This window comes from uncultured Sphingomonas sp., from assembly GCF_913774285.1.
GTDB lineage: Bacteria > Pseudomonadota > Alphaproteobacteria > Sphingomonadales > Sphingomonadaceae > Sphingomonas.
In genome coordinates this window covers 48,925-74,941 of sequence record NZ_CAJYHX010000032.1, presented here as the reverse complement: position 1 = coordinate 74,941, position 26,017 = coordinate 48,925, and the positions used below count along the sequence as shown (strand labels likewise).

Here is a 26,017-nt window from a genome sequence, read left to right as displayed (position 1 = left end):
GGCCCAGTGACAGATGTCACCCCGCCGCCATGCCATCGCGCACCGCCTGATTGTGATTCGCAACAGGAACATGGCGGTATTGCAACCGCTTAGGTCCCAACTGCCACCAACGCTGGAGCATGCCCCATGTCGATCCTTGACCAGGCGATCGCCGCCATCACGCCGCCCGAAAGCGAACAGGATCGCCGCGAGGCGACCGCCAAGGCCGAGGCGCTCGCGCGGCCCGGCGACTGGCTGTCGCAGATCCTCGGCCATCACCGCGAGATCGAGGCGCAGTTCGAGCGCCTCCGCGCCGCTGCACCGGGCGAGCGCGTCGCCGAGCAGAAACGACTGGGCCTGCTGCTCACCGCCCATTCGATCGCCGAGGAAGTGTCGGTCTATCCGGCGCTCGCCGCCGATCACCAGGTCGGCCATGCCGAGCTCGCCTATCAGGAACAGTCCGCCGCCAAGATGGAGCTGGGCCTGCTCGAGCGGCTCGACCCTTCCAGCCAAGACTATCACGACAAGCTCGAGCATATCCGCGGCGCGGTGCTCCACCACATCTATTCGGAAGAAGGCACTTGGTATCCCAAGCTGATCGAGTCCGCGGGCCCCGCCGACCAGGAGCGTGCGACCGCGCGCTATGCCGAGGAATATGCCCGCTACATGGGGCAGGATAGCCAGCTCTTCACGCGCTGATCACGCTTCCGGGGGCGGCGCGATCCGCCCCCGGAACGGATCGCCGGTTCCGGCGGTTCTGCCCCTTGTTCCGGATCGGCAACAAGGGGAATGGAATGCGCGGGCGGTGGACTTCGGCGGTGCTGCTGCTCGTGCTGGCCGGTTGTTCGGGGCATCGCGGCGGCGGCGCCCCGCCCCACGCCAAGGACCGGATCGAGGTCAAGCCGGAGCTCTCCACCCTCACCCTGCCGCTGGAAGCCAATCTCGACGATCTTGCCGCCACGCTGGAGCGCGCCGTGCCGCACCAGCTTTGGGCGATCGACAAGCCCGACCAGCCCTGTGTGCCGCCGAAGAAGCTCGACCTCGGCATCGCCAAGGTGAAGACCCCGACGATCAAGTGCCGCATCGTCGGCGAGGTTACCCGCGGGCGGATGACGATCGGCGGCCAGGGCCAGGTGATCCGACTGGCGATGCCGCTCCACGCCGTGGTCCGCGCCGAGGATATCGGCGGTGTGCTGAAGCGCGAAACCGCGACGGCGGACGCGATGGCGCACGCCGTCATTACGCTGTCGCTCGGGCCGGACTGGAACCCGCGCGGAAAGATCGACATCGACTATGACTGGGCGAATGTCCCCCATGTCGACATCCTCGGCCAGCGTATCGAGTTCACCGACAAGGCCGACCAGAAGCTAGCGCCCGTGATCGCAAAGCTGGAGCGCGAGCTGCCGGGCGAGTTGCAGAAATTGGGCGTCCGCCAGAAGATCGAGGAGGCGTGGCGCTCGGCCTTCACTACCCTGTCGCTCAACCGCGAGAACCCGCCGGTATGGATGCGGGTGACGCCCAAGCAGCTGCGCTATGGCGGCTATGCCATCACCGGCAAACGGCTTGAGCTGCGGCTCGGCATGGAGGCGACCACCGAGACGTTCGTCGGCCAGAAGCCTGCCGATCCCGCCCCCACCCCGCTGCCGCCGATGCAGCCGCTGCAGGGCGAAACCGGCAAGGTCTCGCTGTTCCTGCCGGTGATCGCCGATTACCGCGAGCTGGAGCCGGTGCTGATGAAGGCGCTGGTCAAGCGTCAGGCGCGGCCCTTCGACGTCCCCGGCGTGGGTCCGGTGCGGGCGACGTTCGAGAAGGCGACGATCTACGGCACCAAGGGCGGGCAGATGGCGGTCGGCCTGTTGTTCTCGGCCGAGGATGTGGCGGGCAATATCGGCCGGACGCGCGGCACGGTGTGGCTGACCGCCACGCCGGTCAACCTGCCCAATTCGCGCAAGGTCGACTTCCAGAATCTCGGCGTCAGCGGCACCACCGACATGACCGGCGGCGACCTGATCCTCCAGCTGATGAACGCGCCCGGCATGAGCAGCTTCATCGCCGCCGCGCTCAGCCAGAATTTCGAGCGCGACTATGGCGAGCTGCTCGGCAAGGTCAGCCGCGCCATCTCCAGCCGGCGAGAAGGCGTGCTGCGGATCGACGCCAGACTGGAGCGCACCCGCACGGGCACGCTCCAGGCCTCGGGACAGGGGCTCTACCTGCCGGTCTGGGCCGAGGGCACGGCGACCGTGCGCCTCGCCAGCCCGGGCTCAGGCGGAGAGAAACACCACGCCCGGTAGCGCCACGCCCTTGGCCGCGGTGCCGAGTTTGCCGTCCGCGCCGATCGCCAGCCGGGCGATGTTGCCCGAGCGCTCGTTGGCGACGAGCATCTCGCGCGCGCCTTCCCGCAGCAGGAACAGTCGCGGCCAATGCCCGCCGCAGCCGGCATGCTGGAGCGGGGTCAGTCCGCCGTCGCGCTGGATCGCGAACACCGCGATGCTGTCATGCCCGCGGTTGGAAATATAAAGCCGCGTGCCGGCAGCGTTGACCGCGATATGCGCGGCGGCGGAAGCGCCGGTGAAGCCCTTGGGCAGCGTCGAGAGCGTCGCCAGTGCGGTGAAGCGGCCGTCGGGGAGCGCGCGCAGCACCGTCACCGTATTGGCGAGCTCGGTGACGAGATAGGCGATCGGCAGCTTGGGATGGCGCGCGAGATGGCGCGGGCCTGCGCCCGGCTCGGTGCGATAGGCGATGCTGGTGTCAACCTTGCCGCCGGTACCCAGCCGGTGCAGGAACACCGCGTCGGCGCCGAGATCGACCGAATGCAGCTGGTTGGTGCCGGAGAAGCCCACCCAATGCGCATGCGGCCCAGCTTGGCGTTCGCGATTGGGGCCGCTGCCCTCATGCTGGATGCGGCGCGCCTCGCCCGCCAGGCTGCCGGTGCGGTCGAGATCGAACAGCGCGACCGAACCGCTCGAATAATTGGCGATCGCGAGGTGACGGCCATCAGCGGAAAGCGCGGCATGGCAAGGGTCCGCGCCCAGCGTCGAGGCGGTGCCCAGCTTGGCGAGGCCTGCCGTGTAGACGCCGACCGCCCCCTGGGTCTGCTCGTCGAGCAGGTAGCGCATGCCCGTCGTCGCCGAGCGGACGCCGAACGAGGCGTTGCGGATCGCCGCCACCGGCGTGCCGCGCTGCCAGCCCCCTGCGCCCTGCGTCAGCGGCACCAGCCCGGGACCGCCCTCGTTCACATAGGTGCCGGCGATCAGCCCGCCGCTCGTGCGGGCGAGCAGCGTCGTCGGGCAGGCGCCGAGCGCCACGCCGGCGCCGACCAGCGCGCGGCGCGTCAGCGGAAATGCGGAGATAGTCATATCCTATTGAAGCCTTTCGGTTTCTTGCCGTCAACGCTGAACCTTTCACCGATCCGCGCGCTGAACCCGATGCAACAGGGAGCAGCGCCATGACCGACGAACCGAGCCGCCGCGATCTTCTGAAAGGTGCCGCTGCCGCCGGCGCCGCTACTGCCGCCGGACCCGCCTTCGCGCAAGCCGCGAACGGCCGCCCGGCCCCCGATCCGCAGACCAAATATACCGACAAGCCCTTCCCCGAGCAGCGCCAGAAATGGCCGGCGCTCCAGCGCGAGATGAATCCCGTCCCCGATTGCGGCGAGCGCAGCTATCGCGGCTCGGGCAAGCTGACCGGCCGCAAGGCGCTGGTGACCGGCGGGGATTCCGGCATCGGCCGCGCCGCCGCGATCGCCTTTGCTCGGGAGGGTGCGGACGTCGCGATCAACTATTTCCCCACCGAGGAGCCCGATGCGCAGGACGTCGCCAAGCTGCTCCGCGGCGAGGGCCGCAAGGTGGTGCTGCTGCCGGGCGACCTCACCGACCAGGGCTTCTGCGTCGATCTGGTGGGCCGCGCCAACCGCCAGCTCGGCGGGCTCGACATCCTGGTCAACAACGCCGCCTATCAGCAATCGAAGGCGTCGATCGAAGAGATCAGCTTCGAGCAGTTCGACCGCACGCTCAAGACCAATCTCTACGCGATGTTCTGGATCACCAAGACCGCGCTGCCGCTGATGAAGCCGGGCTCGGCGATCATCAACACAGCCTCGGTCAACAGCTTCGCGCCCGAGAAGGAGCTGCTCGACTATGCCACCACCAAGGGCGGCATTGCGATCTTCACCAAGGCGCTGGCCAAGCAGATGGCCAAGAAGGGCATCCGCGTGAACGCCGTCGCGCCTGGCCCGATCTGGACGCCGCTGCAGGTCGCCGGCGGTCAGCTGCCGGGCGAGATGGGCAAGTTCGGGCAGGACACGCCGCTCGGCCGCGCCGGCCAGCCGGCCGAGCTGGCGCCGCTCTACGTGGCGCTCGCCTCGAACGAATTCAGCTATACCGACGGCAGCGTGTTCGGCGCAAACGGGGGCACCGGCGCCGTGTGAGCGCGCATCACTGCCCCATACGTGCCTGATGGAAGCTGATCGGGGCGTCCTGCGCGGTGCAGGCTACCCCGTCTTCGGGCCGGTAACTGCTGGTGTAGCGGAACGCCTTGGCCATGGTTGCCGCGGCGCTGTCGAAGACGAACGCGGGATAGGCGCTCACAACGCGCGGCGCGATCGTCTTGCCGTCGGTGGCGACGTCGAATTCGGTTCGCACCCAGCCTTCAAAGCCCAGGCGCTGCGCCGACTGCGGAAAGGCGTTGCTGAGGTCCCCGGTACTGCGCACAGCCGGCTTCAGGCCCAGCAGCGCGCATTGGCGGCTGGTGAGGCCGGTCTGCTCGAACGCGCGTTGCGCAGCGGTGAGGTCTCCCTTGGATGCAGCGAGGTTGGCACGCTGTAGCCATGCGGCGACCTTCAACGGATGCCTTTCGGGCAATTCCGGCATCGCCACGACCGTCGCCAACAGCCCGTCCGCGTCAGAGGGACTCGGCGCACGATAGGCGGGCATGCTGATCAGCAGTCGCAGCGTTGCCGATGCCAGCGGATCGCCTCCGAATTCCGGACGGGCCAGCAGCGCTCGTAGCGTACCGGTATTGCGCCCACCGAGAACCCCACGATCCGCGGCCCCCGCCTTCTCGATCGCGAGATAGGCGCGCACCGATGCGGGCGCGGCTAACGCGTCACCGAGCTTGACTGCCTCCGCCAGAAGCGTCTTTCGCTCCGTATCGCCGACGACCCGATTGTTTCCCAGCGCGATGGCAGCGGCGAGCACTGCTGCCGAGTCGTTCCTGGCACGCGCGGCGGCAAGTGCCGTACGCTCAAGCGGTGCTGCCCTCGCGTCCGGCATCGCGCTCCAGCCGGCATCGGCGACACCCTTGCTCTCCAGCCATTCGGCCGTCGCGGCGGCGAGCGGCAGCGTCAGCGCCGGGCGTTCGGCACCGGTGGTGCAGCGCAGCTCGACGCGCGTGGTGTAACGGAACAGCGCGGGGACTCCCGCTGCATCTTCGGGCTTCCACGACCAGCCTGATACTTCGCGCGCGAAGGCAATGGCAGCGTTGCGTCCCCCTGGCGCATAGATCGGCAGCACGCCCTCGACATGGCCGTCCTCCGCAAGCGAGAACTGGATGATCGCGATATCGTCCGGCTTCAGCCCCGTCGTCTCCCCGCAGGGTGGCAGGCTCATGTCGCGCGCGCTTTCGAAGGGAGACTTCTCGAAATGCCCCGCCCCGGTATAAGCGAGGTATTTGTACGCCTCGTCCTTGTCATCGTTAAGCCAAGCGGCGATCGCTAGGTCGGAGCGTGTTGTGACATCGGCGATCCCGACCTTCATCGTGAGGCCCCCCTGCTTGCGCAAGCTGTCCTTCAGCTCGGTATACGCCTCGGGTGCACGGCCCGCGTTTAGCAGGGCGCGGGCATATTGGGTTTGCACCACCGCCTTCGCCTTCTGCTCCACGCCAGGATCGGCAAGCGCGATGCTGCGCGCCTCGCCGGCATAGCGCAGGGCTTCACCGTCCTGGTCGAACATCGTCACTTGGCTCAGCGCCATCAGCGGCCGGATGCGGTCGCTACCGGTCGCGCCCTCCAGCCCGAGGCGGTATTCGGCGACCGCCGTCGTATAATCGAACGCAAGCGTGGCGATTTTGCCGAGCGCGAGATGCGCCTGCCGCACTTCTTCGGCGAAGCCTGCGCCCTTCGCCGTGAGCACCGGCAGGCCGCGGCGGATCGCCGCCTCGCCCTCTTCGGCGCGTTCGAGCTGCGCCAAGCAATAGCCCTTGCGTACGTCCACCGCCGCACGGACGGTCGGGTTGGCCATCGCTTTGGCATTCTGCTCGATCGCCTCGAACGCCTTCACGGCGGCCGCGCACTGGCCTCCAGCGCCGGCCTTGGTGGCCTGGTCGAACAGTTGCTGCAGCGTGGGCGCGCCCTGCACCGCTTGCGGTACCGCCTGCTGCCCGCCGGCAAGCAAAAGCGCGAGAATCAACGAAGCCATTATGCTATTCCTCCCCCGAAGGAAGTGCACACCAATCATGACGCAGCGATATTGTCGAGCGAGATGCGGACGTTGATCCGGCAAGTTGGCAGGGTTGTCTGCATTTCCCTGCTACTCGGTGCTGCACCGGCTCCTGCGGGACCGCCCGACGCTATTCTGTTGTTCGTCGCCTCCTGGTGCGCACCCTGCCACGGCGAGCTGGCGCGGCTTGCCGAGATCGTCCGCGGGGCGCAGCCCTATCGCATCCTCGTCGTCCCCTTCGACGAAACCCGCCCGACGCGGGCGATGCTCGAGCGGGTGCCGCCGGCGCAACGCTGGCATCCCGATCGTGGCACCCAGCGCCGCCTCGCGACCGAAGTGGAACATCGCAGCGCGGGGCTGCCGTTCAGCCTCGCCCTCGATCGCGATGCGCAGATCTGCGCCGCGCACGCCGAAGCGCTCGATGCCGCGAGCGCCGCAGCGATGGTCGCCGCCTGCTGCCGCTAACCTTCGGTTAACCATGACCGCGAGCCGGCAATTAACCTTATCCCCTTAATAACCAAGACATTCCCAGTGCGCGATCGAAGGAGCGGCGGGCGTGTCGAGCGTAACGAAACGAGCCTTGGCGGCAGGTGCCGCTCTGGCGATAACCCTGCTCTCCGCCTGTGACGGCGGCGGTGGTGCTGGGAGTTCCGGCGGTGGCCTGGTTTCCGCCCCGCCGAGCCCCGCTCCTGCGCCCGTAGCGGCTGCCGCACTCGACGACTCCGTCCGCCTCGCGCAGCAGGCGAGCTTCGGCCCGACGGTCGCGCTGGTCGAACGCATCCGCGCGCTCGGCATCAACGCTTGGCTCGACGAGCAGTTCGCCGCGACTGGCAGCACCTATAGCGACCTGGCCGTCGATGTCCGCGCGGACTCCTGCGCCTCGGGCGACACCGCCTGCTCGACCCAGCGCTTCACCCGCACCCCGGTGGCGATGCGCTTCTACGCCGACGCGATCACCGCGCCCGACCAGCTGCGCCAGCGGGTCGCGTTCGCACTCTCGCAGATGATCGTCGCCTCGGAAGCGGGGGTGCGCTCGACCGCGGGCATCGCCGCATTCAACCAGCTGTTCCTCACCGGCGCGTTCGGCAATTATCGCGACCTGCTGCTCGGCGTGACGCTCAACGCCTATATGGGCGACTATCTCGACATGGCCGACAGCCGGAAGGGCACGCCCTCCGAGAACTATGCCCGCGAGTTCCTCCAGCTGTTCACCATGGGCCCGGACCAGCTCGGCATGGACGGCAGCCTCCAGCGCGACGCGAGCGGCGGCCCGATCCCCAATTATACCGCCGACGATATCCGCGAGATCGCCCGCGCGCTGACCGGCTGGACCTATGCCCGGGTCGGCGGTGCGGCCGCGACCGACGGGCAGGCGGTCGCCTATGCCCAGCCGATGATCCCGGCACCGGCGCGCTACGACAGTGGCGAGAAGCGTTTTCTCGGCACGGTGGTGCCCGCAGGTGCCACGCAGCAGGCGAGCGTGACCGCGGTGGTCGATGCCGCGTTCAACAACGCCTCCACCCCGCCCTTCGTCGCGCGGCACCTGATCACCCATCTCGTCACGCCCAACCCCTCGGCCGCCTATATCGGCCGCGTGGCGGCGGTGTTCGCCAACAATGGCAATGGCGTGCGCGGCGACCTGAAGGCCGTGGTGCGTGCGATCCTGACCGATGCCGAGGCGCGCGGGCCGCAGCTCTCCACGCCGGGCAAGCTCAAGGAGCCGGTGCTGGCGATGACCAGCCTCGCCCGCGCGATCGGCTTCACTACCGACGGCTATGTCTTCCAGGTCCGCGACACGACCTTCGGCCAGCCGGTGATGCGGGCGCCTTCGGTGTTCAACTTCTATCCGGACGACTTCCCGCTGCCCGGCAGCGCGACGCTGCGGAGCCCCGTCTCCAAGCTGCTGACCAGCGCCAACCAGCTGCGGCTGCACAATCTGGTCTATGACTGGACGGTAAACGGCGACGCCGGTCGCGGCGAATATGCCGCAGCGGCGAGCATGCCGAACACCTCGGGCACGGCACCGGTCTGGGCCGATTGGGAAGCGATCGGCGACAATGTCGACGCGATGGTCGACCGCATCGACCTGCTGCTGTTCGCCAAGGGGCTTAGCAAGACCCAGCGCGACGCGCTGAAGGTGGCGGGCACGGCGATCACCAATGCTGATCCCAAGCTGCAGGCCCGCAAGCGGGCACAGATGATGCTCTACATCGCGGCGACCAGCCCGATGTTCCTGGTCGATCGCTGAGGAATTTACCGATGACGCTTTCCCGTCGCGATTTCGTTCGCCTCACCGCCGGCACCGGCGCGCTCGCAGCCCTTGGCCAGTTCGGCCGCACCGCCGCCATCGCCGCCCCCACCGGCAGCTATCGCGCCATGGTCGGCATCTTCCTGTTCGGCGGCAATGACGGCTGGAACATGGTGATCCCCACCGATGCCCGGCACGCCACCTACCTGGCGTCGCGCGGCAGTGTGGGCATCCAGCGCTCGGCGCTGACTCCGCTGACCAACAGCGCCTACGCCCTCCACCCCGCCATGGCCGCGCTGCGCCCGGTATGGGACGAAGGCTCGCTGGGGCTGGTGCTCAACGCCGGCACGCTGTTCGCGCCGCTCACCAAGGCGACCTACCAGTCGCGCACCGACCTGCGCCCGGCCAATCTGATGAGCCATGCCGACGAGCAGGACCATTGGCAGGGCCTGCGGGCCCGCGAGACCAGCCGCGACGGCTTCCTCGGTCGCATCGCCGACAAGATGCCGGGCGGATCACTGCCGCCGGTGATGTCGGTGGCCGGATCGACCGTCGCGGTGCTCGGTCGCCAGACCACCCCGCTGATCCTGCCGAGCACCGGCGGCCTGCCCGGCCGCAGCGGCTTCACCGCCGGCAGCAGCGCCAAGAACAGCGCGATCACCGCGCTCGGCAGCAACGGCGACGGCAGCGCGATCCTCGACGGCGTCGCGCAGACGCTGACCCGCAACTACGATCAGGCCGCAACGGCGAACGGCATCCTGGTCGGCAGCGCGGCCACCGACGCCTTCTTCGTCAACCCGACGACCGGCGCGGCGCTGACCAGCGATGTCGCGCGGCAGCTGATGGTGGTCGCGCGGATGATCGCCGCGCGCGGCACGCTGGGCCACACGCGGCAGAATTTCCTCGTGAGCCAGGGCGGGTTCGATACCCATGCCGGGCAGGTGCAGACCGGCAACACCGCAGTGGGGCTGCATGCCAATTTGCTCGGTGACCTCGCCAACGCGATGGCCGGCTTCCACAAGGCGATGGGCTCGCTGGGGCTGGCGGGCAACGTCACCAGCTTCACGATGAGCGACTTCGGCCGCACCTATCTCGGCAACGGCCAGGGCGGCACCGACCATGCCTGGGGCAGCAACCATCTGGTGATGGGCGGCGACGTCGCCCCCGGCGCGGTGCTCGGCAGCTATCCCGATCCGGTGCTGGGCGGCGCCGACGACATCACCAAGGAGGGTCGCTTCGTACCCGGCGTGGCGCAGGAGGAATATCTCGGCGCGATCGCCCGCTGGCACGGCGTCGCCGATGCCGACATGCCCTATGTGTTCCCCAACTGGTCGACCTGGAGCAGCGCCGGGCGCGGGCCGCTGGCGCTGTTCAAGGCCTGACGCTCACTCCTCGTCGGGATAGGGGCCCTTGCCGCCTTCCTGGATGAACTGATCGGTGCGCTGGTCGATCACGGTCAGCGGCACCGATCCGAGCTGCAGCATGGCATCGTGCCAGGCGCGGATGTTGAACTTCGGACCGAGCGCCTTTTCGGCGCGGGCACGCGCGTCGAGGAAGGCGAGCTCGCCCATATAATAGCTCAGCGCCTGGCCGGGCCAGGCGATATAGCGATCGACCTCGGTCTCGATCTCGTGGTTGCTGAGCGCGGTGTTGTCGCGCAGGAACGCCTGCGCCTGTTCGCGGGTCCAGCCCATCGCGTGGATGCCGGTGTCGACCACCAGCCGCGCCGCGCGCCACATCTGGTAGCTGAGCATGCCGAACTGATCGTAGGGCGTCTCGTACATCCCCATCTCGACGCCGAGCTTCTCCGAATAGAGCGCCCAGCCCTCGCCATAGGCGGACAGGTACGTGTCGCGGCGGAAGGGCGGCAGCGCCTTGTTCTCGTTGGCGAGCGGCATCTGGAAGGCATGGCCCGGCGCGCTTTCGTGGAGGGTCAGCGCGGTCAGCTGGTAGAAGGGGCGCGACTTCAGGTCATAGGTGTTGACCAGATAGACGCCCGGCCCGCCGCGCCCGCCGGTGTAGAACGGCGCGAGATCGTCGGGCACGGGCACGATCGCGAAGCGGCGGCGCGGCAGACGGCCGAAATATTGCCCGGCCTTGCCGTCGAACTGCTTGGCCGCCCAGGCGGCGTGGTAGAGCAGCTCGCGCGGGGTCTTGGCGTAGAATTGCGGATCGGTGCGCAGGAAGTTGAGGAAGGCCGGCAGGTCACCGTCGAACTTCGCCTCGGCCTTCACCGTCATCATCTCGGCGCGGATCTTGGCCACTTCGCGCAGGCCGACGGCATGGACCTGCTCGGCAGTCATGTCGCGAGTCACATATTCGCGGATCTTCGAGCGGTAATAGGCCTGGCCGTCCGGCAGCGTGGTCGCGGCGAGTGCGGTGCGCGCGCCGGGGATATACTCGCTGCGCAGGAAGGTGAGCAGTTTCTGGTGCGCGGGCACCACCGCCTCGCGGATCGCCGCGGCACCCTCGCGGCGCAGTTCGGCCTGCACCGCCGCGGGGATGGCACCCGGAAACTTCTTGAACGGCGTGTAGAACAGATTGTCCTCGAGCGGCGCTTCGACCACCTGCGCCACGCCGATGTCGCGGCCGGTCAGCGTCACCTTGGGCGGGGTGAAGCCGCGCGCCAGGCCCGCGCGCATATTGGCGATGTTCTGGTCGAAATAGCGCGGCATGTCGCGCAGCGTCTTGATGTACGCCCGGTACTGGTCCTCGCGGACAAAGGCGTCGCGCGCGGAGCCGGCGATGTCGCTCCAGAAGCTGCTGTCCGAATTGAGCGGCTTTTCATAGTCGCGGAAGCGCTGCGCGGCGAGCAGCGCGTCGATCTGCCCCTTGTAGACCAGATAGTCGATCCGCCCCTTGGCGCTGAGCTTCGCCGGATCGATCGCGGCGAGCGCCTGCGCGGTCGCGGTCCAGCGCGCCAGCCGCGCCGCCTGCGCCGTGGGGCCGACATCGGGCAGGCCACCCTTGGCCGCGGGACTGTCTTCGCCCGGACCTTGCTGGTCGACCCGCCATTTATATTCGCTGTCGATCAGCGCCTTGAGCCGCGCGTCGGCGCTTACCGGCTTGGGCGCAGGCGCCGCGGCGGTGGCGAGCAGGGCGGCGGTGAGGAGGAGGATGGGCTTCATGACGTAAGGCTCGCTTCCAGCGCTAGAATGTCGGCATAGAGCTTGTCGGGGATGCGCACCCCCTCGGCAAGGCTGCGGGTGCGGGCGGCGTAGCGGCGCGACGAGGGCAGCCGCGCGCCCTGCACCTCGATGCTGTCGAACATCGCCTCGGCGCGGGCGAGATGCTCAAGCACCGCATCGCCGAGAAAGCCCGCCGGATCGATCGCGACGATCAGCTCGCCGCCGAGCGGGGAGGCCCCTGCCCCGCCGTCCGCGGCGATGGATTCCGCGCTGGTCAGGTCGCCGATCAGCGGCCCGGCGACCAGCTCGACCATCGCGGCGAGCGCCGAGCCCTTGTGCCCGCCGAAGGTGCGCATCGCCCCGTCAAGGATCGCGGCGGGGTCGCTAGTCGAGCGGCCCTCGGCGTCGATGCCCCAATCCTCGGGCACCGGCTTCCCGGCGCGGCGATGCAGCTCGATCTCGCCGCGCGCGACCATGCTGGTGGCGAAGTCGAAGACGAAGGGCGGCGCGGGGGCCGGGCGCGGCCAGCCGAACGCGATCGGGTTGGTGCCGAACACGGGCCGGGTGCCTCCGGCGGGCGCGACCCAGGCATGGCTGGGGGTGAAGGCCAGCGCCACCAACCCTTCCCCGGCCAGCGCCTCGACCTCGGGCCAGAGCGCGGCGAAATGGACGACATTGTTGAGCGCCAGCGCGGCGATGCCAAAGGCGCGCGCCTTGGCGACCAGCGCGGGCTTGCCGACCTCGAACGCCAGCTGCGCGAACCCGCCCCTGCCGTCCACCCGCGCGAGCGCCCGCGCCGGCTCGGACAGCAGCGGCACCGCATCGCGAACTACCTTGCCCTTGGCGATGGTGTTTGCCGCTACGAGCAACCGGTAGATGCCGTGCGACGCGCAACCGTCGCGCTCGCCCGCCACCATCGTCTCGGCGACCGCAGCGGCATGGTCCTCGGCGAGCCCTGCGGCGCGCAGCACCCGGCGGGCGAGCGTGCGGACCTCGTCCAGCGTCAACGCGACGTCGCTCACGGCTTGGCGGTGAGCAGCACGACGCCGAACACGGGGCCGGCAGTGTTGCGGTCGTGCGGCACGAAGCGGACGCGGACGCTCTTCTTGCCCTTGGTCAGTGCCTCGGGGATTTTGTAGGTGACGTCGAAGAACTTGCCCGGCGCATCCGTCTCGCCGAGATGCTGGGTCGCGATCTTCTGGCCGTCGACGAGGATGTCGAAGTCGCGGTCGCGCTCGCCGCCCCAATAGGTCGCCTGCAGCAGCAACGGGCCGTCCTTCACCTTCATCGTGAAATCGAACCAGCTGCCGGTGCGCGCGTCGCGTCCCTGCCGCCCGCGATAGGCGACCGGATAGGACGCGCCCTCGGTGCGCAGGTCATGGTCGCGCTCGGGCTGCATCTCGCCGAGGTGCATCACGTCGACCGAGCGGGCGGCGACGTCCTTCAGCCGCGCCTGTTCGGCGAGGAAGGCGGCCTCCTCGTCTTTCCACTGCGCCTCGCTGAACCGCTTGAAATAGACGGCGCTGCGGCGGTCATATTGGCGGTAGAAGGGCACGAAGCGCAGGTCGCCCGGACGCACCACGCCGCGCGTCTCGAAGATCGCCGGCTCGGCGGTCGGCGCGAAGCTCGCTAGCAGGTCCTGCCCGACCAGCGCGGGATCGGCGCCCGTCCACGGCGTCTCCGCCGGCCCGAGGTCACCTGCCAGCACCATCGGCCCGCGCAGCACCGCGACGACGCTGTGATCGCCCGGCGTCGCTTCGAGGCGCAGGTCCATCGGCAGCGTGATCGCCAGCGTGTCGCCCGCCTTCCAGCTGCGCGACACCAGCGCATAGCCGCGCTCGAACCGGGCGCCGGCCGGCGCGCCGTTGACGGTCACGATCGCCTTGCCCGCGGCCCAGCCGGGCACGCGCAGCGCCACCGTGAAGCGCCCGGCCCGCGCCAGCCGCGCGAGCTTCAGCGTCGCGGTGCCCTCGAACGGATAGGCGGTGTCGAGCACGAACTGCGCACCCTTGGCCTTCCAGTCGATCGTCGCGGGCATGTAGAGGTTGACCAGGAATGCGCCCTCGCCCTGCCAGAACGCCGCCTCGCCGTGCTTGGCGTGGCTCTCCATTCCCGAGCCGACGCAGCACCAGAATTCCTCCGCCTCCGGCCCGGCGAACTCGCGCTTGGTGCCGCTCATCAGCGGGGTCATGTAGGTGAAGCCGCCGGTCTTGGGGTTCTGCTGCGCCATCACATGGTTGAGGTGGGCGCGCTCGTAGAAGTCGAACAGCGCACCGTCAGGCTGCCAGGCATAGAGGTGGCTGGTCAGCTTGAGCATGTTGTAGGTGTTGCAATGCTCGCAGGTCTGCTCGGTGATGTGCTGGGCGATGCTGTCGGGTGCTGCAAAATACTCGCGATCGGCATTGCCGCCGATGACGTAGCTGTGATGCTGCGTCACCCGTTCCCAGAAGAAGCGCGCAGCCCTGGCGTCGCCGGCATCGCCGGTCAGCTCGTGGATGCGGGCCAGCCCGATCAGCTTGGGCACCTGGGTGTTGGCGTGGAAATTGGCGAGCTTGTCCTCGCCCGCCTTGAGCGGACCCAGCACGCGATCGTCGTAGAGCCGCTTGGCCACCACCATCCAGCGCGCGTCGCGGGTGCGGGCATAGAGCTCGGCGAAGCTCTCGTTGAGCCCGCCATATTCGCAGCCCAGCATCTGCTGCATCTGCGCGTCGTCGAGTGCGGCGAACACCTTCTCGAAATAGCCCGCCAGCCCGAGCGTGACCTGCAGCGCCTGGGCATTGTTCCAGCCGGCATGGACGTCGAGCAGCCCGGCGAACAGCTTGTGCACCGTATAGAGCGGCGACCAGGAGCCGTTGAGATCGAACCCGCCCGACTTGATCTCGCCGCGCATGATCTCCTGGAAGATCACTTCGCCGTCGGTGATCTTGCCGTCGCGCTTGCGCCCGAGCGCGCCGACATAGCCGGTCCCTCGCTTAGCCTGCGCCTCGGCCAGTTCGGCGACGATATAGTCCGCGCGGCGGCGGAGTTCGCCGTTACCGGTCTGCTGCCAGCTGAGCACCAGCGCCGAGAGATAATGGCCGAGCGTATGGCCCGCGATCGTATCGCTCTCCCACCCGCCATAGATCGCGCCTTTCGGCTGCAGCCCGGCATAGAGGCGGAAATTGTGGAGCAGGCGATCGGAATCGAGCCGAAGCAGATAGCGCTGGTTGACCTGCACCGCCGTGGCATAGTCCGAAGGCGCCAGTTTGAGCGCGGTGAGCGGAAGCGGGGCCAGCTTCTGCGGCAGCGCGGCCGAGTCCGCTGCGCGGGCAAAGGCCGGCGCCGCGCCTGCGCCCGCCACGAGCAAGGCGCTTCCGGCGCTTGCCAGCATTTCCCGTCGCGTACGCCGCATCGCTCTTTCCCCTCAGTAATCGTATACGATCTACGGAGGCCTTCGCAGCGGGTCAAGCGCTTAGCTCTACGGCATCATATACCGTATAACATTCTTGACCAGCTCGTCGCGGCGTGGTCTACCCACGCGGAAGGGGGATCTTGCAATGCTTCTACCAGCTCGGTTCGGCAGGACCAGCGCCTTGGCAGCTTGGGCGCTGCTCGCGCCTGGCCTGGCGGAGGCGCAGACGGAGGCGCCGATCGAGGCCCGCTATGCCGCGGCCGATCGCTATTTGGGCGACGGGCTCGCCAAGCTGATCGTCGATCGCAGCATGCGCGCGGGCTTCACTACCGACAGCGCCGGGATCGTCTATCGGCATGGTCCCGAGGGGGAGCGGATCGTCGCCTATTACGACCTCGCCACCGGCCAGTCGCGCGCGATCGCCCCGGAAGCGGCGATCGCTGCGGCGCTCGCCAAGGCGCTCGACAAGCCGATCAAGCCCGCCGCGCTGCCGATCGAGGAGGCGAAGGTGGAGGGGAGCGCCCTCCTTTTCAGCGCGTTCGGCAAGCGCTGGACTTGGGCCGGGGACGGCACCCTCACCCCCGCGTCGAAGGGTGCGGTGGACGGCGAGGAAGCGCTCTCGCCCGACGGCCGCTTCCGCATCGTCTCGCGCGAGTTCAACCTGTATGCCGTCGAGGTGGCGAGCGGTCGCGAAGTCGCGCTGACCGAGGACGGCACCCGCGACCAGCCTTATGGCCGCGGCATCCCGGTGCTCGCCGACATCCTCGCGCAAGGCACCGAGGACCCGACCATGCCGGTCTCGGTCCGCTGGTCGCCGGACAGCAAGCGCATCCTAACCTGGCGGCTCGACACGCGTGACGTGATCCGGCTGGGCGTGGTGCAGGCGACCCCGCCCGGCACGATCTACCCGCGCACCTTCCGCTACATCTATCCGCTCGCTGGCGCCGAGAAGCTGCCCCAGGCGACGCGGCTGGTGATCGATGTCGAGCAGGCGGTGCGCCGCCGCAAAGCGCGGCTGGTCCCGCTCGCCATCCCCAGCGAGTCGCTGCTCTATCCCTATGATCCGGACATGGCCTGGATGAACGGCCAGGTCCGCGCGCAATGGACCGAGCGCGGCTACAAGCAGCTCGTCGTCTACAAGGCCGATCCGGAGACCGGCACTGCCACGGTGGTCGCGCGCGAGGCGCTGACGCCCAGCGTCTCGGTGGTGTCGAGTTCGCTCCAGCCCGCACCTGAGCTGGGCGGCGAGCTCGTCATCTCCGAACGCAGCGGCTGGGCCCAGCTCTATCTGGTGCGCCCCGACGCTCCCGAGGGCGGCATCCCGCTCACCCGCGGCGAGTGGGAAGTGATCGGGGTCGACCATGTCGATGCCGCGGCGGGCGCCATCCTCGTGCGCGGGGTCGGCCGCGAGCACGACCGCAATCCCTATTACACCGCACTCTACCGGGTCGGCACCCACGGCGAACAGCCGCTGCTGCTCACCCCCGAGCCGGTGCAGCACGACGTGCAGGTCGCCCCCGACGGCAAGACCTTCCTCGACGTCCTGTCGACGCCCACCCAGCCGAGCCGCACCGTGCTGCGCAGCGCGACCGACGGCCGCATCCTGACCGAGCTCGGCCATGCCGATCCCACGGCGCTGCTCGCCAGCGGCTATCGCATGCCCGAGCCGTTCCAGGGCGTCGCGGCCGACGGCAAGACGCCGATCTACGGGATGATCTACCGCCCCGCGCGCTTCGACCCGAACCGCCGCTATCCGGTGATCGACAATGTCTATACGGGGCCGACGACCACCCAGGTGCCGACCAGCTGGACCGCAACCGTGGCCGCCGCGGGCTCCAGCGTCGCCCAGCTCGGCGCGATCGTGGTGATGATCGACGGGCGCGGCACCTCGCGGCGGGGACGCGCCTTCCGCATGCACGCGTACCAGAATCTGGGCGAGGTCGGGCTCGACGATCATATTGCGCTGATCCGCCAGATGGCCGAGCGCTACCCCGAATTCGACCTGTCGCGCGTCGGCGTGTTCGGCGGGTCGGCGGGCGGCTATGACGCCGCGCGCTTCGTCATCCGCCGACCGGGCTTCTTCAAGGTGGGCGTCGCCTCCTCGGGCAATCACGACCTCCGGCTCGACAAGGCCTGGTGGCCCGAGACCACGATGGGCACCGCGAGCCCCAATGACTGGGCGCGCAACTCGAACATGGTCGCCGCGCCCAATCTCGGCAGCCACCTGCTGCTGATCCACGGCGACATCGACGACAATGTGCCGGTGACCGAGAGCTTCCAGCTCGCCACCGCGCTGATCTGGGCGGGGCGCGACGTCGACATGGTGGTGCTGCCCAACACCACCCATGCGGTCTACCAGCCCTTCTTCTGGCGCAAGTTCCGCGACTATTTCGTTCGGAACCTGCTCGGCGAGGCGCCGCCTGCCGATATCGGCTTCGACACCCCCGCCTGGCACGAAGAACTGCCGCTGCTGCGTCCCGAGAAATGAGGTCCCCGATGCGTGCCCCCCGCCTGTTCCTCGCCGCTGCCGCGCTCGCCGGGGCGAGCAGCCTGCCTTTCGCCGCGCCGCTGCTCGCGCAGGAAAAAGAGGCGACGAAGCCCGTCTATCCGCCGATCCGCACCACGCCGGTGCGGGTGGGGGCCTTCCTGCTCGAACTGCGCAGCGATACCGGCACGCTCGCCCGCCTGTCGCCCGCCGCCGAACCGGCGTTTGACTTCGTCCCCGGCGGCCGCGAAGCGGAGCGGCAGGAGAATGGCTTCAACCATATCGGCGATCTCAACCTTCGCCTGCGCAGCGCGGGCGGGGCATGGCAGGACTTCGCCTCGTCGCGCACGCGCAAGCCGATCAAGCCCCTCCCCCTCGGCCCCGGCGTGTTCGCGGCGGCGGACATCACCGCGAGCATGGGCGACGGCATCCCGCTCCGGATCGAGCGTCGCTGGGTGGATGCAGCGGGCGTGCCGGTGCTGCGCTTCCGCATCGTCAACACCTCCGCCGCGCCGGTCGAGATCGGCGGGCTCGGCATGCCGATGGTGTTCGACAACATCATCCGCGACCGCACGCTGGAGACGGCGCATGCGCAGGCGAGCTTCGTCGATCCCTATATCGGCCGCGACGCCGGCTATCTCCAGGTCACAAGGCTTAACGGCAAGGGCCCGGCGCTGCTGGTTCTCCCCGACGGTCGCACCCCGCTGGAGAATTACGCCCCCCTCAAGAACCCGAGCGAACCCGGCGCGATCTTCACCGACAAGAGCCCGCGCAGCCAGGTCTCGGAGGGCTTTTACGACTGGACGGTGGCCTCCAAGGGCTTTGTCGAGCAGGAATGGCGCAAGGCGGGCGAACAGTGGAACCCGCCGACCAGCTTCACCCTCGCCCCTGGCGAGGGCCGCACGATCGGCGTGCGGCTGGTGCAGGCCCCGTCGATCCGCGGCATCCAGTCCGCCCTCGTCGCGCAGGGCCGGCCGGTGGCGCTGGGCGTGCCGGGCTATGTCGTGCCGAACGACCTCGAGGCATCGCTCTTTCTGAAATACGCGCAGCCCGTGGCCAAGCTGGACGTCTCCCCCGCCGGGGCGATGACGGTGACCGCAGTGGGCGTCGTGAACGGCTGGCGGCGCTATGCCGTGCGGGGGACCGGCTGGGGCCGCGCGCGCGTCACCATCACCTATGCCGATGGCAGCGTGCAGACGGTGCAGTATTTCGTCACCAAGCCGCTCGAGCAGACCATGGCCGATCTCGGCCGCTTCGCGACGACGCAGCAATGGTATGACGATCCCAAGGACCCGTTCGGCCGCGCCCCCGCGATCCTCAGCTATGACCATGAAGCGGGCAAGATCCTCACCCAAGAACCGCGCGTGTGGATCGCCGGCATGAGCGACGAGGGCGGCGCCGGCGGCTGGATCGCGGCGATCATGAAGCAACTCGACAATCCCGACCCGGCAGAGGTCGAGAAGCTCGAGACGCTGGTCGACAAGACGATCTTCGGCAAGCTCCAGGTCGCCAGCGGCGAGCATATCGGCGCGGTCAAGAAGAGTCTGTTCTACTACGATCCCGCCGCCTTCCCCGGCTATTACGATACCGCCGCCGACTGGAAGACCTGGACCAGCTGGTCGAAGAAGGATGCCGACGATCTCGGCCGGTCGTTCAACTACCCGCATGTCGCGCTCGGCTATTGGACGCTCTACAGGCTGGCGCGCAACCATCCGGGGCTGGTCACCCATCACGAGTGGCGCTGGTATCTCGACCATGCCCGGATGACGATCGTCGCGATGATGCGCGATGCGCCCTACTATACCCAGTTCGGCCAGATGGAGGGCGAGGCCTTCGTCGACATCCTCGAGGATCTGAAGCGCGAGGGGATTGCCGACGGCGCCGCGCAGATCGAGGCGCTGATGAAGAGCCGCGCCGATCACTGGGCGAGCCTCGCCTATCCGTTCGGCAGCGAGATGGCGTGGGACTCGACCGGCCAGCCCGAGGTGTATTCCTGGATGCGCTATTTCGATCATCCGAAACAGGCCGCCGAGACGGTGGAGGTGATCCTCGGCTATGACCCGCTGATCCCGCACTGGGGATATAACGGCAATGCCCGGCGCTATTGGGACTTCCTCTATGGCGGCAAATATCCGCGGATCGAGCGCCAGATCCACCATTACGGCTCGACCAATAACGCGCTGCCGCTGTTCGAAGCCTTCCGCGCCAACCCCGCCGACCTCCACCTGCTGCGCGTCGCCTATGGCGGGCTGATGGGCGGCATCACCAATATCGATCGCGACGGCTTCGGCTCGGCCGCCTTCCACAGCTGGCCGGACCGGATGGCGTGGGATCCCTACACCGGCGACTATGGCTCGGGCTATTTCGCCCATGCGTACGGCGCCGCGACCTATCTGGTGAAGGACCCGGTGTTCGGCTGGCTCGGCTATGGCGGCAACGTGCACGTGACGGCCGATGCGGTAACGATCGCGCCCAGGGACGGCGCGCGCAGCCGGTTGTTCGTCGCCCCCGCCGGCCTGTGGATCACGCTAGAGGCGGGCAAGATCGCCCAGGCACGCTACGTGCCCGCGACCGGCGCAGTCACGCTCACCCTCGACCCGCGCAGCGCGATGACGCCGCAGGCGCTCGTCCGGGTGGAGAAGACCGTTGGCGGTCGCGGCTACCGCGTCGAAGGCGGCACGCCGGTGCGCGGCGCCACCGCACTGCCGCTCGGCGCGGGGCTGACCGAGGTCCGGCTGGCACCCCGCGCCGGCTGACGCGCGTCAGGCAGGGTCGATCGCGAGCAGCAGCCGCGTCTCGCCGGTGCCGAGGATCGGCGGCGAGCGGTGGAGGATCGCCGGCGTATCGGTCGCCAGGCGTCCCTTGAAGATGGCGACATCACCGGTCCGCAACTGGCGGATCGGCGTGTCCGCCACCTCGGGGCCATAGCGCCACTGGGTGCCCTGCCCCACCAGCGTGCAGAGCAGCCGCGCCGCGACATAGTCGGCGTGGAACTTGCGGCAGGCGTCGGTCTCGATCACTTCCAGCCGCACCGCCACGGCGTCCAGCTTCAACGCGCCTGCGAAGTGCCGCGCGAGCCCGACGATCTCGTCGCACAAGGCCGTGCCCCACGCGCCATAGGGATAGCCGGCCGCTGCCAGCGCATCGGCGATGGTCACCGGCAGTACCTCGACGCGGCTGGTCAGTTCGCAATCGTCGATCGCGCTCCAGTCGAGACTGCCCAGCCAGTCGAGGGCCTCGGGGAAGCGCCGATGCCAGACGGCGAGGTGCACATAGGGTTGCGCGGCGGCTTCCAGCACGGCGGGCTCGCATCGTTCGATGGCGAGCGCCGGGGACACCGCCCCCCGGTCCGTAACGTCCACCGCCAAGCTTGCCTGCGCCACCATCTTCTCGCCCTTGCATGATACACTGTATCATTTCCTTGCCGCGATCGAGGCGCGGCGCAAGCGGGGGTGCGACGAATTGAGGCGGTGGCGGCGATCAGAAGCGCGAGAGGGTGAACCGGTCCACGTCCAGCGCCCCGCCCGCGGCGCCAGGGTTGAAACAGGACAGCGCGAACTGCACCCCCTGGAAGGTGCCCGTCCGCCAGTCATAGACCAGCGGCACAGTGCCCCCGAGCGGGGTGAAGCGTCGGCCGTCCTCGCTGTAGGAGAGCAGCGCGGTCGCCGCGGTGAAGTCCGTCTCGGTGCGCAGCCACAGCCGCGGTGCCTTGGTCGGGATCGCGGCGACGCGGATCTCGGTCTTCGGTCCCGTCGTGGTGGACTCGGTCACCCGCATCGACAACGCACGGCTGCCGTCGGGTTGGCCGACCACCGCAATCGCCGCGCTATACTTGCCGAAGGTGCCGAAGCCGCACACGTCGCCCGGCCGAATGCCGGCGGGATCGACCACGACCTCCCCGCGCGAGCGCGGCGCTTGCCCCTTCTGGACCAGCGTGTTGCGCGCCCACCAGAGCTGGTCGGCCTGCACCGCGCGCAGCCGCAGCCAGCCGCGCCGGGCGGTGAGCGACCAATAGGGACCGAGCGGATTGTGGTTCCACTGCCATTGGCGGCCGGGCGTCGTGGCGGTGAAGTCGTCCGAGCTGGGCGGTTCGGTGAAGCGGCCGCCCGGAATCGGCTTGCGCGCGCGATCGGGCACGCGGCCGGGCTGCTCGGGGGTACCCCAGACCGGCCAGCCATCCTGCCAGAAGACCGGGCTGATATTGGTGACGCGGCCGATCGGCCCGGAATCGCGCATGACGAAACCAACATCGCGGCCGTCCGCCAGATCGACCAGCGCGCCCTGGTGGCCGCCGGTGGTGTCGTCGATCTGCGGCCTGGTCTCCCACGGCCCGTCGAGGCTGCGCGACCGCGAGACGGTGAGCGCCAGCTTGTTGGGGATCGCGTTGAACAGATAATACCAGCCGTTGCGCTTGAGCAGCTTCGATCCTTCCGCGCCCTTGTTGTAGTAGATCACCCGGCTGGCGATGATCTTCGACGCGGTCTTGTCGAGCGTGTGGAGCGTGATCGTGCCGTTGGTGCCGATCGAGGTGGCGAGATAGACCTGCCCGTCGTCATCGAAGAACAGCGCCGGATCGAAGGCGGCGCGATCCAGTTCCGCATAGGTCCAGGGGCCGCGGGGATCCCGTGCGCGGTAGATGCGCGTGTTCTGCCGGATCGGCGTGACCGCCAGGTAGAACATGCCGCCATGGTAGCGCAGGCTCGGCGCATAGACGCCGGCGCGATAGGAACCGCCCTCCTTCAGGTCGAACTCGGCGGCACCGATCAGCTTCGGGATGACGTGGCTGAGGATGTCCCAGTTCACCAGGTCGCGCGAGTGGAGGATAGTGAGACCCGGCACATTGGCGAAGGTGGTGCTGGCGAAATAGAAATCCTTGCCCACCCGGATGATGTCGGGATCGGGATAATCAGCGTTGAGCGGCGGGTTGCGATAGGTCCCGTCGCCCTGGTCCGAGCGCCAGACCTGAGCGAAAGCGGCAACCGGCAGCAGCGCCGCGGCGACGGCGGGGAGGAGAAGCCGCCGCATCACTGCGCCATCGGCCCGATGATCGTGCCGACGAACCCTGTGGCTTCGTGCGTGCTGAGGAAGCGCGCGTCGAGATCGCGCTTGAGCGTGCCCTTGTTCGCGCCGCTGGCATAGTCGAACGCCATGGTGCCACCGGTGATCCGCAGCGTCAGCGTCACCGGCGCGGTGCCGGGCAGCGGGGTGGAGGCGACCAGCTGCTCATCGCCCTTGGCGCGGGTGTAGAGCGCCAGCGTCCGCGTGCCGCCCTTGTTGGTCAGGCCGTAGAAGAGATAATGGAGATCGCTCTGCACCGCCGCGAGGCCTGCACGTTCGCCGGGCTTGGTCGGCGCATAGCGCACCGTCACGCTCACCGTCGCATTGGCATGCTGCTGGCGGCGACCGACGAAGCCGGGCACCTGGTTCAGATCGCCGAGCGGTGCGGGTCTGGTGATCACCAGCTCGCCGCGCTCGACCTTGTAGAAGGGCGTCTTGGGGGTGCGGATGCCGACCCATTGCATTGACAGCTTGTTGCCGGCGAAGCGGTCCACGTAACTGAAGTCGCCGCTGGTCGGCAGCGCGGGCGCGGGCTGCGCGGGCAGATTGGGTGCCTTGACCACCATCGGCACCGGCTTGCCGTGCGGCAGGATCATCGGCCAGCCGTCGGTCCAGGTGACCGGCAGCAGGAAGGTCTCGCGGCCGGTATTGTAGAAGTCGTCGGCATAGGGGCGCACGCCGAGGAAGGTCGCCCACCAGTCGCCCTTCTGGGTCTGCACCAGCGTCGCATGGCCGGTAGAGGTGACCGGGTTCGGGCGGCTGGGGTCGAGATCGCGCTGCGTCAGGATCGGGTTGCCTGCGAAGGGCACATAGGGGCCGAGCAGGTCCTTCGACCGGAACACCACCTGCGAATGGTTGACGCTGGTCCCGCCCTCGGCGGCGGTGAGATAATACCAGCCGTCCTTCTTGAAGACGTGCGGCCCCTCGATCCACACCGGCTTCTTGGTGATGTCGACCCCGCCGTTGATCAGCTGGGTGCTTGGGCCGACCATCTTGCCCGCGCGCCAGTCATATTCCTGGATCCAGATCGCGCGGTGCCCCTCGTAGCGCGGGGGTTCGTCGGGGGCGCGGTTGTTGACGATATAGGCCTTGTCGCCTTCCCAGGTGATCGAGGGATCGATGCCTTCGAACGGCAGCCAGATCGGATCGGACCAGGGGCCGCGCGGGTCCTTGGCGGTGATCACGAAATTGCCTTTGCAGCTCACGCAGGTGTTGACGATGAAGAAGGTGCCGGCGTGGTAGGAGATGTCCGGCGCGAACACCGCCTGCGAAGTGCGCATGCCGGTGAAATCGAGCTGGCCCGGCCGGTTGATCGCGTTGGCGATCTGGGTCCAGTGGACCAGGTCCTTCGAATGGAAGATCGGCAATCCGGGATAATGGGCGAAGGACGACAGGACGAGATAATAGTCCTCGCCGACACGCGTGACCGAGGGATCGGGATAATAGCCCGAGAGGATCGGGTTGCGATACTCGCCGGGGCCCGGCCTTGCCGCTTCCATCGCATGGCCGGCGTAGCGGAAGTCGCTGAACCGTGCGGGGCCTTGGGCAAAGGCGGGCAACGCCGTCGCACCTGCCAGCACCGTCGCCGCGACGATCGTCGAAATCCTCATAGCATCCCCTCGCATCCGCTTTCGCAGGTTCGGTTTTCGCGGCTACCGTCCGGCAGTCCGCAACACCGGTAGCGCTACCATAGAGGCGTGTGCGCGGATGACCAGCCTCAACCTGTCAGGCCGTTTGCCGAAAGCCACTGCCGCAGTTCCGCCACCACCGCCTCGGGCGCCTCGATGGGCAGCATGTGCCCCGCGGCGGGCAGAATGCGGATGGTGGCCTGTGGCGCGAGCGCGTGCATCGCTTCATGCTGTGCCGGCGGCGACCAGCGGTCATGATCGGCCGAAAGCAGCAGCACCGGACCGGCATAGCCCGCCAGCACCGGGCCAGCGTCGGCGCGTCCGAGCAGCGCGGCGATCTGCCCCAGATAGGCATCGAGCGGATAGGCCTCGACCATGGCGCGCAGCGTCGGCATCAGCGCCGCGACCCGCTCGGGCGTCGCGCCCATCATCGGCGGCAGCCATGCTTCGGCCAGCGCCGCCATGCCTTGCGTGCCGGCGATATCGATCATCCGCTGCCGTCCCGCCGCCTCGCCTTCCGCCGGCGGATGCACGCCGGTATTGGCCAGCACGATACCCGCGATCCGTTCCGGCGCCTGCCGGACGGCCTCGAGCGCGACCCGCCCCCCCATCGAGTGCCCGATCAGCACCAGCGGCCCCTCGGTCGTTGCCAGCACCTGCGCCGCCATCTCGGACAGTGCCGAGAAGCCCGGGAACGCGAAGATCCTGCCCGGCAATGCCTCGGCGACGGACGACCAGATCCGCGCATCGCTGAGCAACCCGCAAAGATATATGCGCTGCGGCACCGTGCTTGTCATGCGACCTCTCCCTCCGGGGCCATGATCCTCGGAAGATCGAGACCTATGGGAGGTCGCCGCCACAGTAAACAGGCGGGCCTACACGCACGTATAGCAGCCGGAACGCTGCGGGCGCTGTACCGTTCGGCTATCATGGTTTCCGTTGCCGATGCCGACCGCCTGAAACGCGACGCCGCCGCTGCCGCGATCGAGGAGGTGCGGGACGGCATGCGGGTCGGGCTCGGCACCGGCAGCACCGCGGCGCATGTGGTGCAGCTGCTCGCCCCCCGCGTGGCAGCGGGGCTGGACATCGTCGCGGTCGCCACCTCGCGGGCCACCGAAGCCGCGGCGCGCGCCGCCGGCATCCGGCTGGTGGCGCCGGACGACCTCGCCGCGATCGACCTTTGCATCGACGGGGTCGACGAGATCGACTCCCAGCTCCGTGCGCTCAAGGGCGGTGGCGGGGCGATGCTGCTCGAGAAGATCGTCGCCACGCTCGCCCGTCGCAACATCGCCATTGCCGATGCCTCGAAGCGGGTCGAGCGGCTGGGCGACCGTGCGGTACCGATCGAGATATTGCCGGCCGCGCAGGGGCTCGTCGCCGCCGAGATAGCGCGCCTGGGCGGTACGGCCGCGCTGCGCCTGCGCGACCGGGACCCGTGGGTGACCGACTGGGGGCATCACATCCTCGACGCCCGTTTCCCGGACCTAAACGACCCGGCGGCCCTGGCCCGCGCACTCTCGGCCATCCCCGGCGCGCTCGGGCACGGCCTGTTCCTCACCGAGATCGACGCGCTCTACGTCGCCCGATCCGACGGAGTGAGCTGCCAGGAGCGGCCGATAGATGAATAAGATTGCAGCCATTTGCGAACCCACCCGTTGCACCGCAA

At 68.6% G+C, this 26,017-nt stretch carries 18 protein-coding genes; 9 read left to right on the top strand and 9 right to left on the bottom strand.

Annotation, left to right across the window (positions count from 1 at the left end):
- Positions 1 to 126: 126 nt before the first annotated feature.
- Together QZ670_RS18190 and QZ670_RS18185 are read left to right on the top strand one after the other, a co-directional pair.
- A complete protein-coding gene (locus QZ670_RS18190; RefSeq protein ID WP_294258108.1) occupies positions 127 to 678 on the top strand; it encodes a hemerythrin domain-containing protein in 552 nt (183 codons plus the stop codon).
- A 95-nt stretch (positions 679 to 773) separates the two neighbouring features.
- Positions 774 to 2,270 (top strand): DUF4403 family protein, encoded by a 1,497-nt coding sequence (locus tag QZ670_RS18185; RefSeq protein ID WP_294258107.1) that lies wholly within the window; start codon positions 774 to 776, stop codon positions 2,268 to 2,270.
- Here the strand turns inward: QZ670_RS18185 and QZ670_RS18180 are convergent.
- Positions 2,241 to 3,335 (bottom strand): lactonase family protein, encoded by a 1,095-nt coding sequence (locus QZ670_RS18180; protein ID WP_294258105.1) that lies wholly within the window; start codon positions 3,333 to 3,335, stop codon positions 2,241 to 2,243. The two genes, QZ670_RS18185 and QZ670_RS18180, sit on opposite strands and share 30 nt — an antisense overlap.
- An 89-nt stretch (positions 3,336 to 3,424) precedes the next feature.
- Between QZ670_RS18180 and QZ670_RS18175 the strand changes: the two genes are divergently transcribed.
- A complete protein-coding gene (locus tag QZ670_RS18175) occupies positions 3,425 to 4,405 on the top strand; it encodes an SDR family oxidoreductase (RefSeq protein WP_294258104.1) in 981 nt (326 codons plus the stop codon).
- 7 nt (positions 4,406 to 4,412) lie between these two features.
- On the opposite strand, the gene QZ670_RS18170 is transcribed toward QZ670_RS18175, so the two are convergent.
- Positions 4,413 to 6,332 (bottom strand): energy transducer TonB, encoded by a 1,920-nt coding sequence (locus QZ670_RS18170; protein WP_294258102.1) that lies wholly within the window; start codon positions 6,330 to 6,332, stop codon positions 4,413 to 4,415.
- Between the two features lie 219 nt (positions 6,333 to 6,551).
- On the opposite strand from QZ670_RS18170, the gene QZ670_RS18165 reads away from it, so the two are divergent.
- From QZ670_RS18165 to QZ670_RS18155, 3 genes are all read left to right on the top strand, one after another.
- The gene (locus QZ670_RS18165) at positions 6,552 to 6,878 is read left to right on the top strand and encodes a hypothetical protein (RefSeq protein ID WP_294258099.1); all 327 of its coding nucleotides are present in this window, start codon (positions 6,552 to 6,554) and stop codon (positions 6,876 to 6,878) included.
- Between the two features lie 91 nt (positions 6,879 to 6,969).
- Positions 6,970 to 8,661 (top strand): DUF1800 family protein, encoded by a 1,692-nt coding sequence (locus QZ670_RS18160; RefSeq protein ID WP_294258097.1) that lies wholly within the window; start codon positions 6,970 to 6,972, stop codon positions 8,659 to 8,661.
- An 11-nt stretch (positions 8,662 to 8,672) separates the two neighbouring features.
- Positions 8,673 to 10,043, top strand: coding sequence for a DUF1501 domain-containing protein (locus QZ670_RS18155; protein ID WP_294258094.1), 1,371 nt, complete (start codon positions 8,673 to 8,675; stop codon positions 10,041 to 10,043).
- A 3-nt stretch (positions 10,044 to 10,046) separates the two neighbouring features.
- Here the strand turns inward: QZ670_RS18155 and QZ670_RS18150 are convergent, their stop codons facing one another.
- From QZ670_RS18150 to QZ670_RS18140, 3 genes are read right to left on the bottom strand one after another with little or no spacing between them, the layout of a single operon-like run.
- Positions 10,047 to 11,789 (bottom strand): DUF885 family protein, encoded by a 1,743-nt coding sequence (locus QZ670_RS18150; protein WP_294258092.1) that lies wholly within the window; start codon positions 11,787 to 11,789, stop codon positions 10,047 to 10,049.
- Positions 11,786 to 12,811 carry an Ldh family oxidoreductase gene (locus QZ670_RS18145; protein ID WP_294258090.1) on the bottom strand — a complete coding sequence of 342 codons (1,026 nt, stop codon included), beginning with the start codon at positions 12,809 to 12,811 and terminating at the stop codon, positions 11,786 to 11,788. The genes QZ670_RS18150 and QZ670_RS18145 overlap by 4 nt, the downstream gene beginning before the upstream one ends.
- Positions 12,808 to 15,180 (bottom strand): glycoside hydrolase family 127 protein, encoded by a 2,373-nt coding sequence (locus tag QZ670_RS18140; RefSeq protein ID WP_294258089.1) that lies wholly within the window; start codon positions 15,178 to 15,180, stop codon positions 12,808 to 12,810. The genes QZ670_RS18145 and QZ670_RS18140 overlap by 4 nt, the downstream gene beginning before the upstream one ends.
- 145 nt (positions 15,181 to 15,325) lie before the next feature.
- On the opposite strand from QZ670_RS18140, the gene QZ670_RS18135 reads away from it, so the two are divergent.
- Together QZ670_RS18135 and QZ670_RS18130 are read left to right on the top strand one after the other, a co-directional pair.
- Positions 15,326 to 17,668 carry a DPP IV N-terminal domain-containing protein gene (locus QZ670_RS18135; RefSeq protein ID WP_294258088.1) on the top strand — a complete coding sequence of 781 codons (2,343 nt, stop codon included), beginning with the start codon at positions 15,326 to 15,328 and terminating at the stop codon, positions 17,666 to 17,668.
- An 8-nt stretch (positions 17,669 to 17,676) separates the two neighbouring features.
- Positions 17,677 to 20,421, top strand: a complete 2,745-nt coding sequence (locus QZ670_RS18130) for a DUF5695 domain-containing protein (protein WP_294258086.1) — start codon at positions 17,677 to 17,679, stop codon at positions 20,419 to 20,421.
- Positions 20,422 to 20,427: 6 nt separating this feature from the next.
- Here QZ670_RS18130 and QZ670_RS18125 read toward each other — a convergent pair whose 3' ends face one another.
- The 4 genes from QZ670_RS18125 to QZ670_RS18110 form a co-directional block, all read right to left on the bottom strand.
- Positions 20,428 to 21,051: a DUF1826 domain-containing protein gene (locus QZ670_RS18125; protein ID WP_294258084.1), complete on the bottom strand. Its 624-nt coding sequence runs from the start codon at positions 21,049 to 21,051 to the stop codon at positions 20,428 to 20,430.
- A gap of 94 nt (positions 21,052 to 21,145) precedes the next feature.
- Positions 21,146 to 22,690, bottom strand: a complete 1,545-nt coding sequence (locus tag QZ670_RS18120) for a glycoside hydrolase 43 family protein (protein WP_294258082.1) — start codon at positions 22,688 to 22,690, stop codon at positions 21,146 to 21,148.
- Entirely contained in the window at positions 22,690 to 24,333 is a 1,644-nt protein-coding gene (locus QZ670_RS18115) for a glycoside hydrolase family 43 protein (protein WP_294258080.1), read from the bottom strand. Before QZ670_RS18115 ends, QZ670_RS18120 begins: the two co-directional genes overlap by 1 nt.
- A 107-nt stretch (positions 24,334 to 24,440) precedes the next feature.
- The gene (locus QZ670_RS18110) at positions 24,441 to 25,148 is read right to left on the bottom strand and encodes an alpha/beta fold hydrolase (RefSeq protein ID WP_294258078.1); all 708 of its coding nucleotides are present in this window, start codon (positions 25,146 to 25,148) and stop codon (positions 24,441 to 24,443) included.
- Positions 25,149 to 25,280: 132 nt separating this feature from the next.
- Here QZ670_RS18110 and rpiA point away from each other — a divergent pair, with 132 nt between their 5' ends.
- Complete coding sequence (rpiA, locus tag QZ670_RS18105; protein WP_294258077.1) at positions 25,281 to 25,979, top strand: ribose-5-phosphate isomerase RpiA; 699 nt, start codon at positions 25,281 to 25,283, stop codon at positions 25,977 to 25,979.
- The last annotated feature ends 38 nt before the right edge of the window (positions 25,980 to 26,017 follow it).

Excerpts from the sequence above, each read along its gene's own strand:
- QZ670_RS18150 (WP_294258092.1), bottom strand. The coding sequence starts at position 11,789 with ATGAAGCCCATCCTCCTCCTCACCGCCGCCCTGCTCGCCACCGCCGCG.
- QZ670_RS18180 (WP_294258105.1), bottom strand. The coding sequence starts at position 3,335 with ATGACTATCTCCGCATTTCCGCTGACGCGCCGCGCGCTGGTCGGCGCC.
- QZ670_RS18155 (WP_294258094.1), top strand. The coding sequence starts at position 8,673 with ATGACGCTTTCCCGTCGCGATTTCGTTCGCCTCACCGCCGGCACCGGC.
- QZ670_RS18130 (WP_294258086.1), top strand. The coding sequence starts at position 17,677 with ATGCGTGCCCCCCGCCTGTTCCTCGCCGCTGCCGCGCTCGCCGGGGCG.
- QZ670_RS18175 (WP_294258104.1), top strand. The coding sequence starts at position 3,425 with ATGACCGACGAACCGAGCCGCCGCGATCTTCTGAAAGGTGCCGCTGCC.
- QZ670_RS18140 (WP_294258089.1), bottom strand. The coding sequence starts at position 15,180 with ATGCGGCGTACGCGACGGGAAATGCTGGCAAGCGCCGGAAGCGCCTTG.
- rpiA (WP_294258077.1), top strand. The coding sequence starts at position 25,281 with ATGGTTTCCGTTGCCGATGCCGACCGCCTGAAACGCGACGCCGCCGCT.
- QZ670_RS18185 (WP_294258107.1), top strand. The coding sequence starts at position 774 with ATGCGCGGGCGGTGGACTTCGGCGGTGCTGCTGCTCGTGCTGGCCGGT.
- QZ670_RS18110 (WP_294258078.1), bottom strand. The coding sequence starts at position 25,148 with ATGACAAGCACGGTGCCGCAGCGCATATATCTTTGCGGGTTGCTCAGC.
- QZ670_RS18125 (WP_294258084.1), bottom strand. The coding sequence starts at position 21,051 with ATGGTGGCGCAGGCAAGCTTGGCGGTGGACGTTACGGACCGGGGGGCG.
- QZ670_RS18190 (WP_294258108.1), top strand. The coding sequence starts at position 127 with ATGTCGATCCTTGACCAGGCGATCGCCGCCATCACGCCGCCCGAAAGC.
- QZ670_RS18120 (WP_294258082.1), bottom strand. The coding sequence starts at position 22,690 with ATGCGGCGGCTTCTCCTCCCCGCCGTCGCCGCGGCGCTGCTGCCGGTT.
- QZ670_RS18115 (WP_294258080.1), bottom strand. The coding sequence starts at position 24,333 with ATGAGGATTTCGACGATCGTCGCGGCGACGGTGCTGGCAGGTGCGACG.
- QZ670_RS18135 (WP_294258088.1), top strand. The coding sequence starts at position 15,326 with ATGCTTCTACCAGCTCGGTTCGGCAGGACCAGCGCCTTGGCAGCTTGG.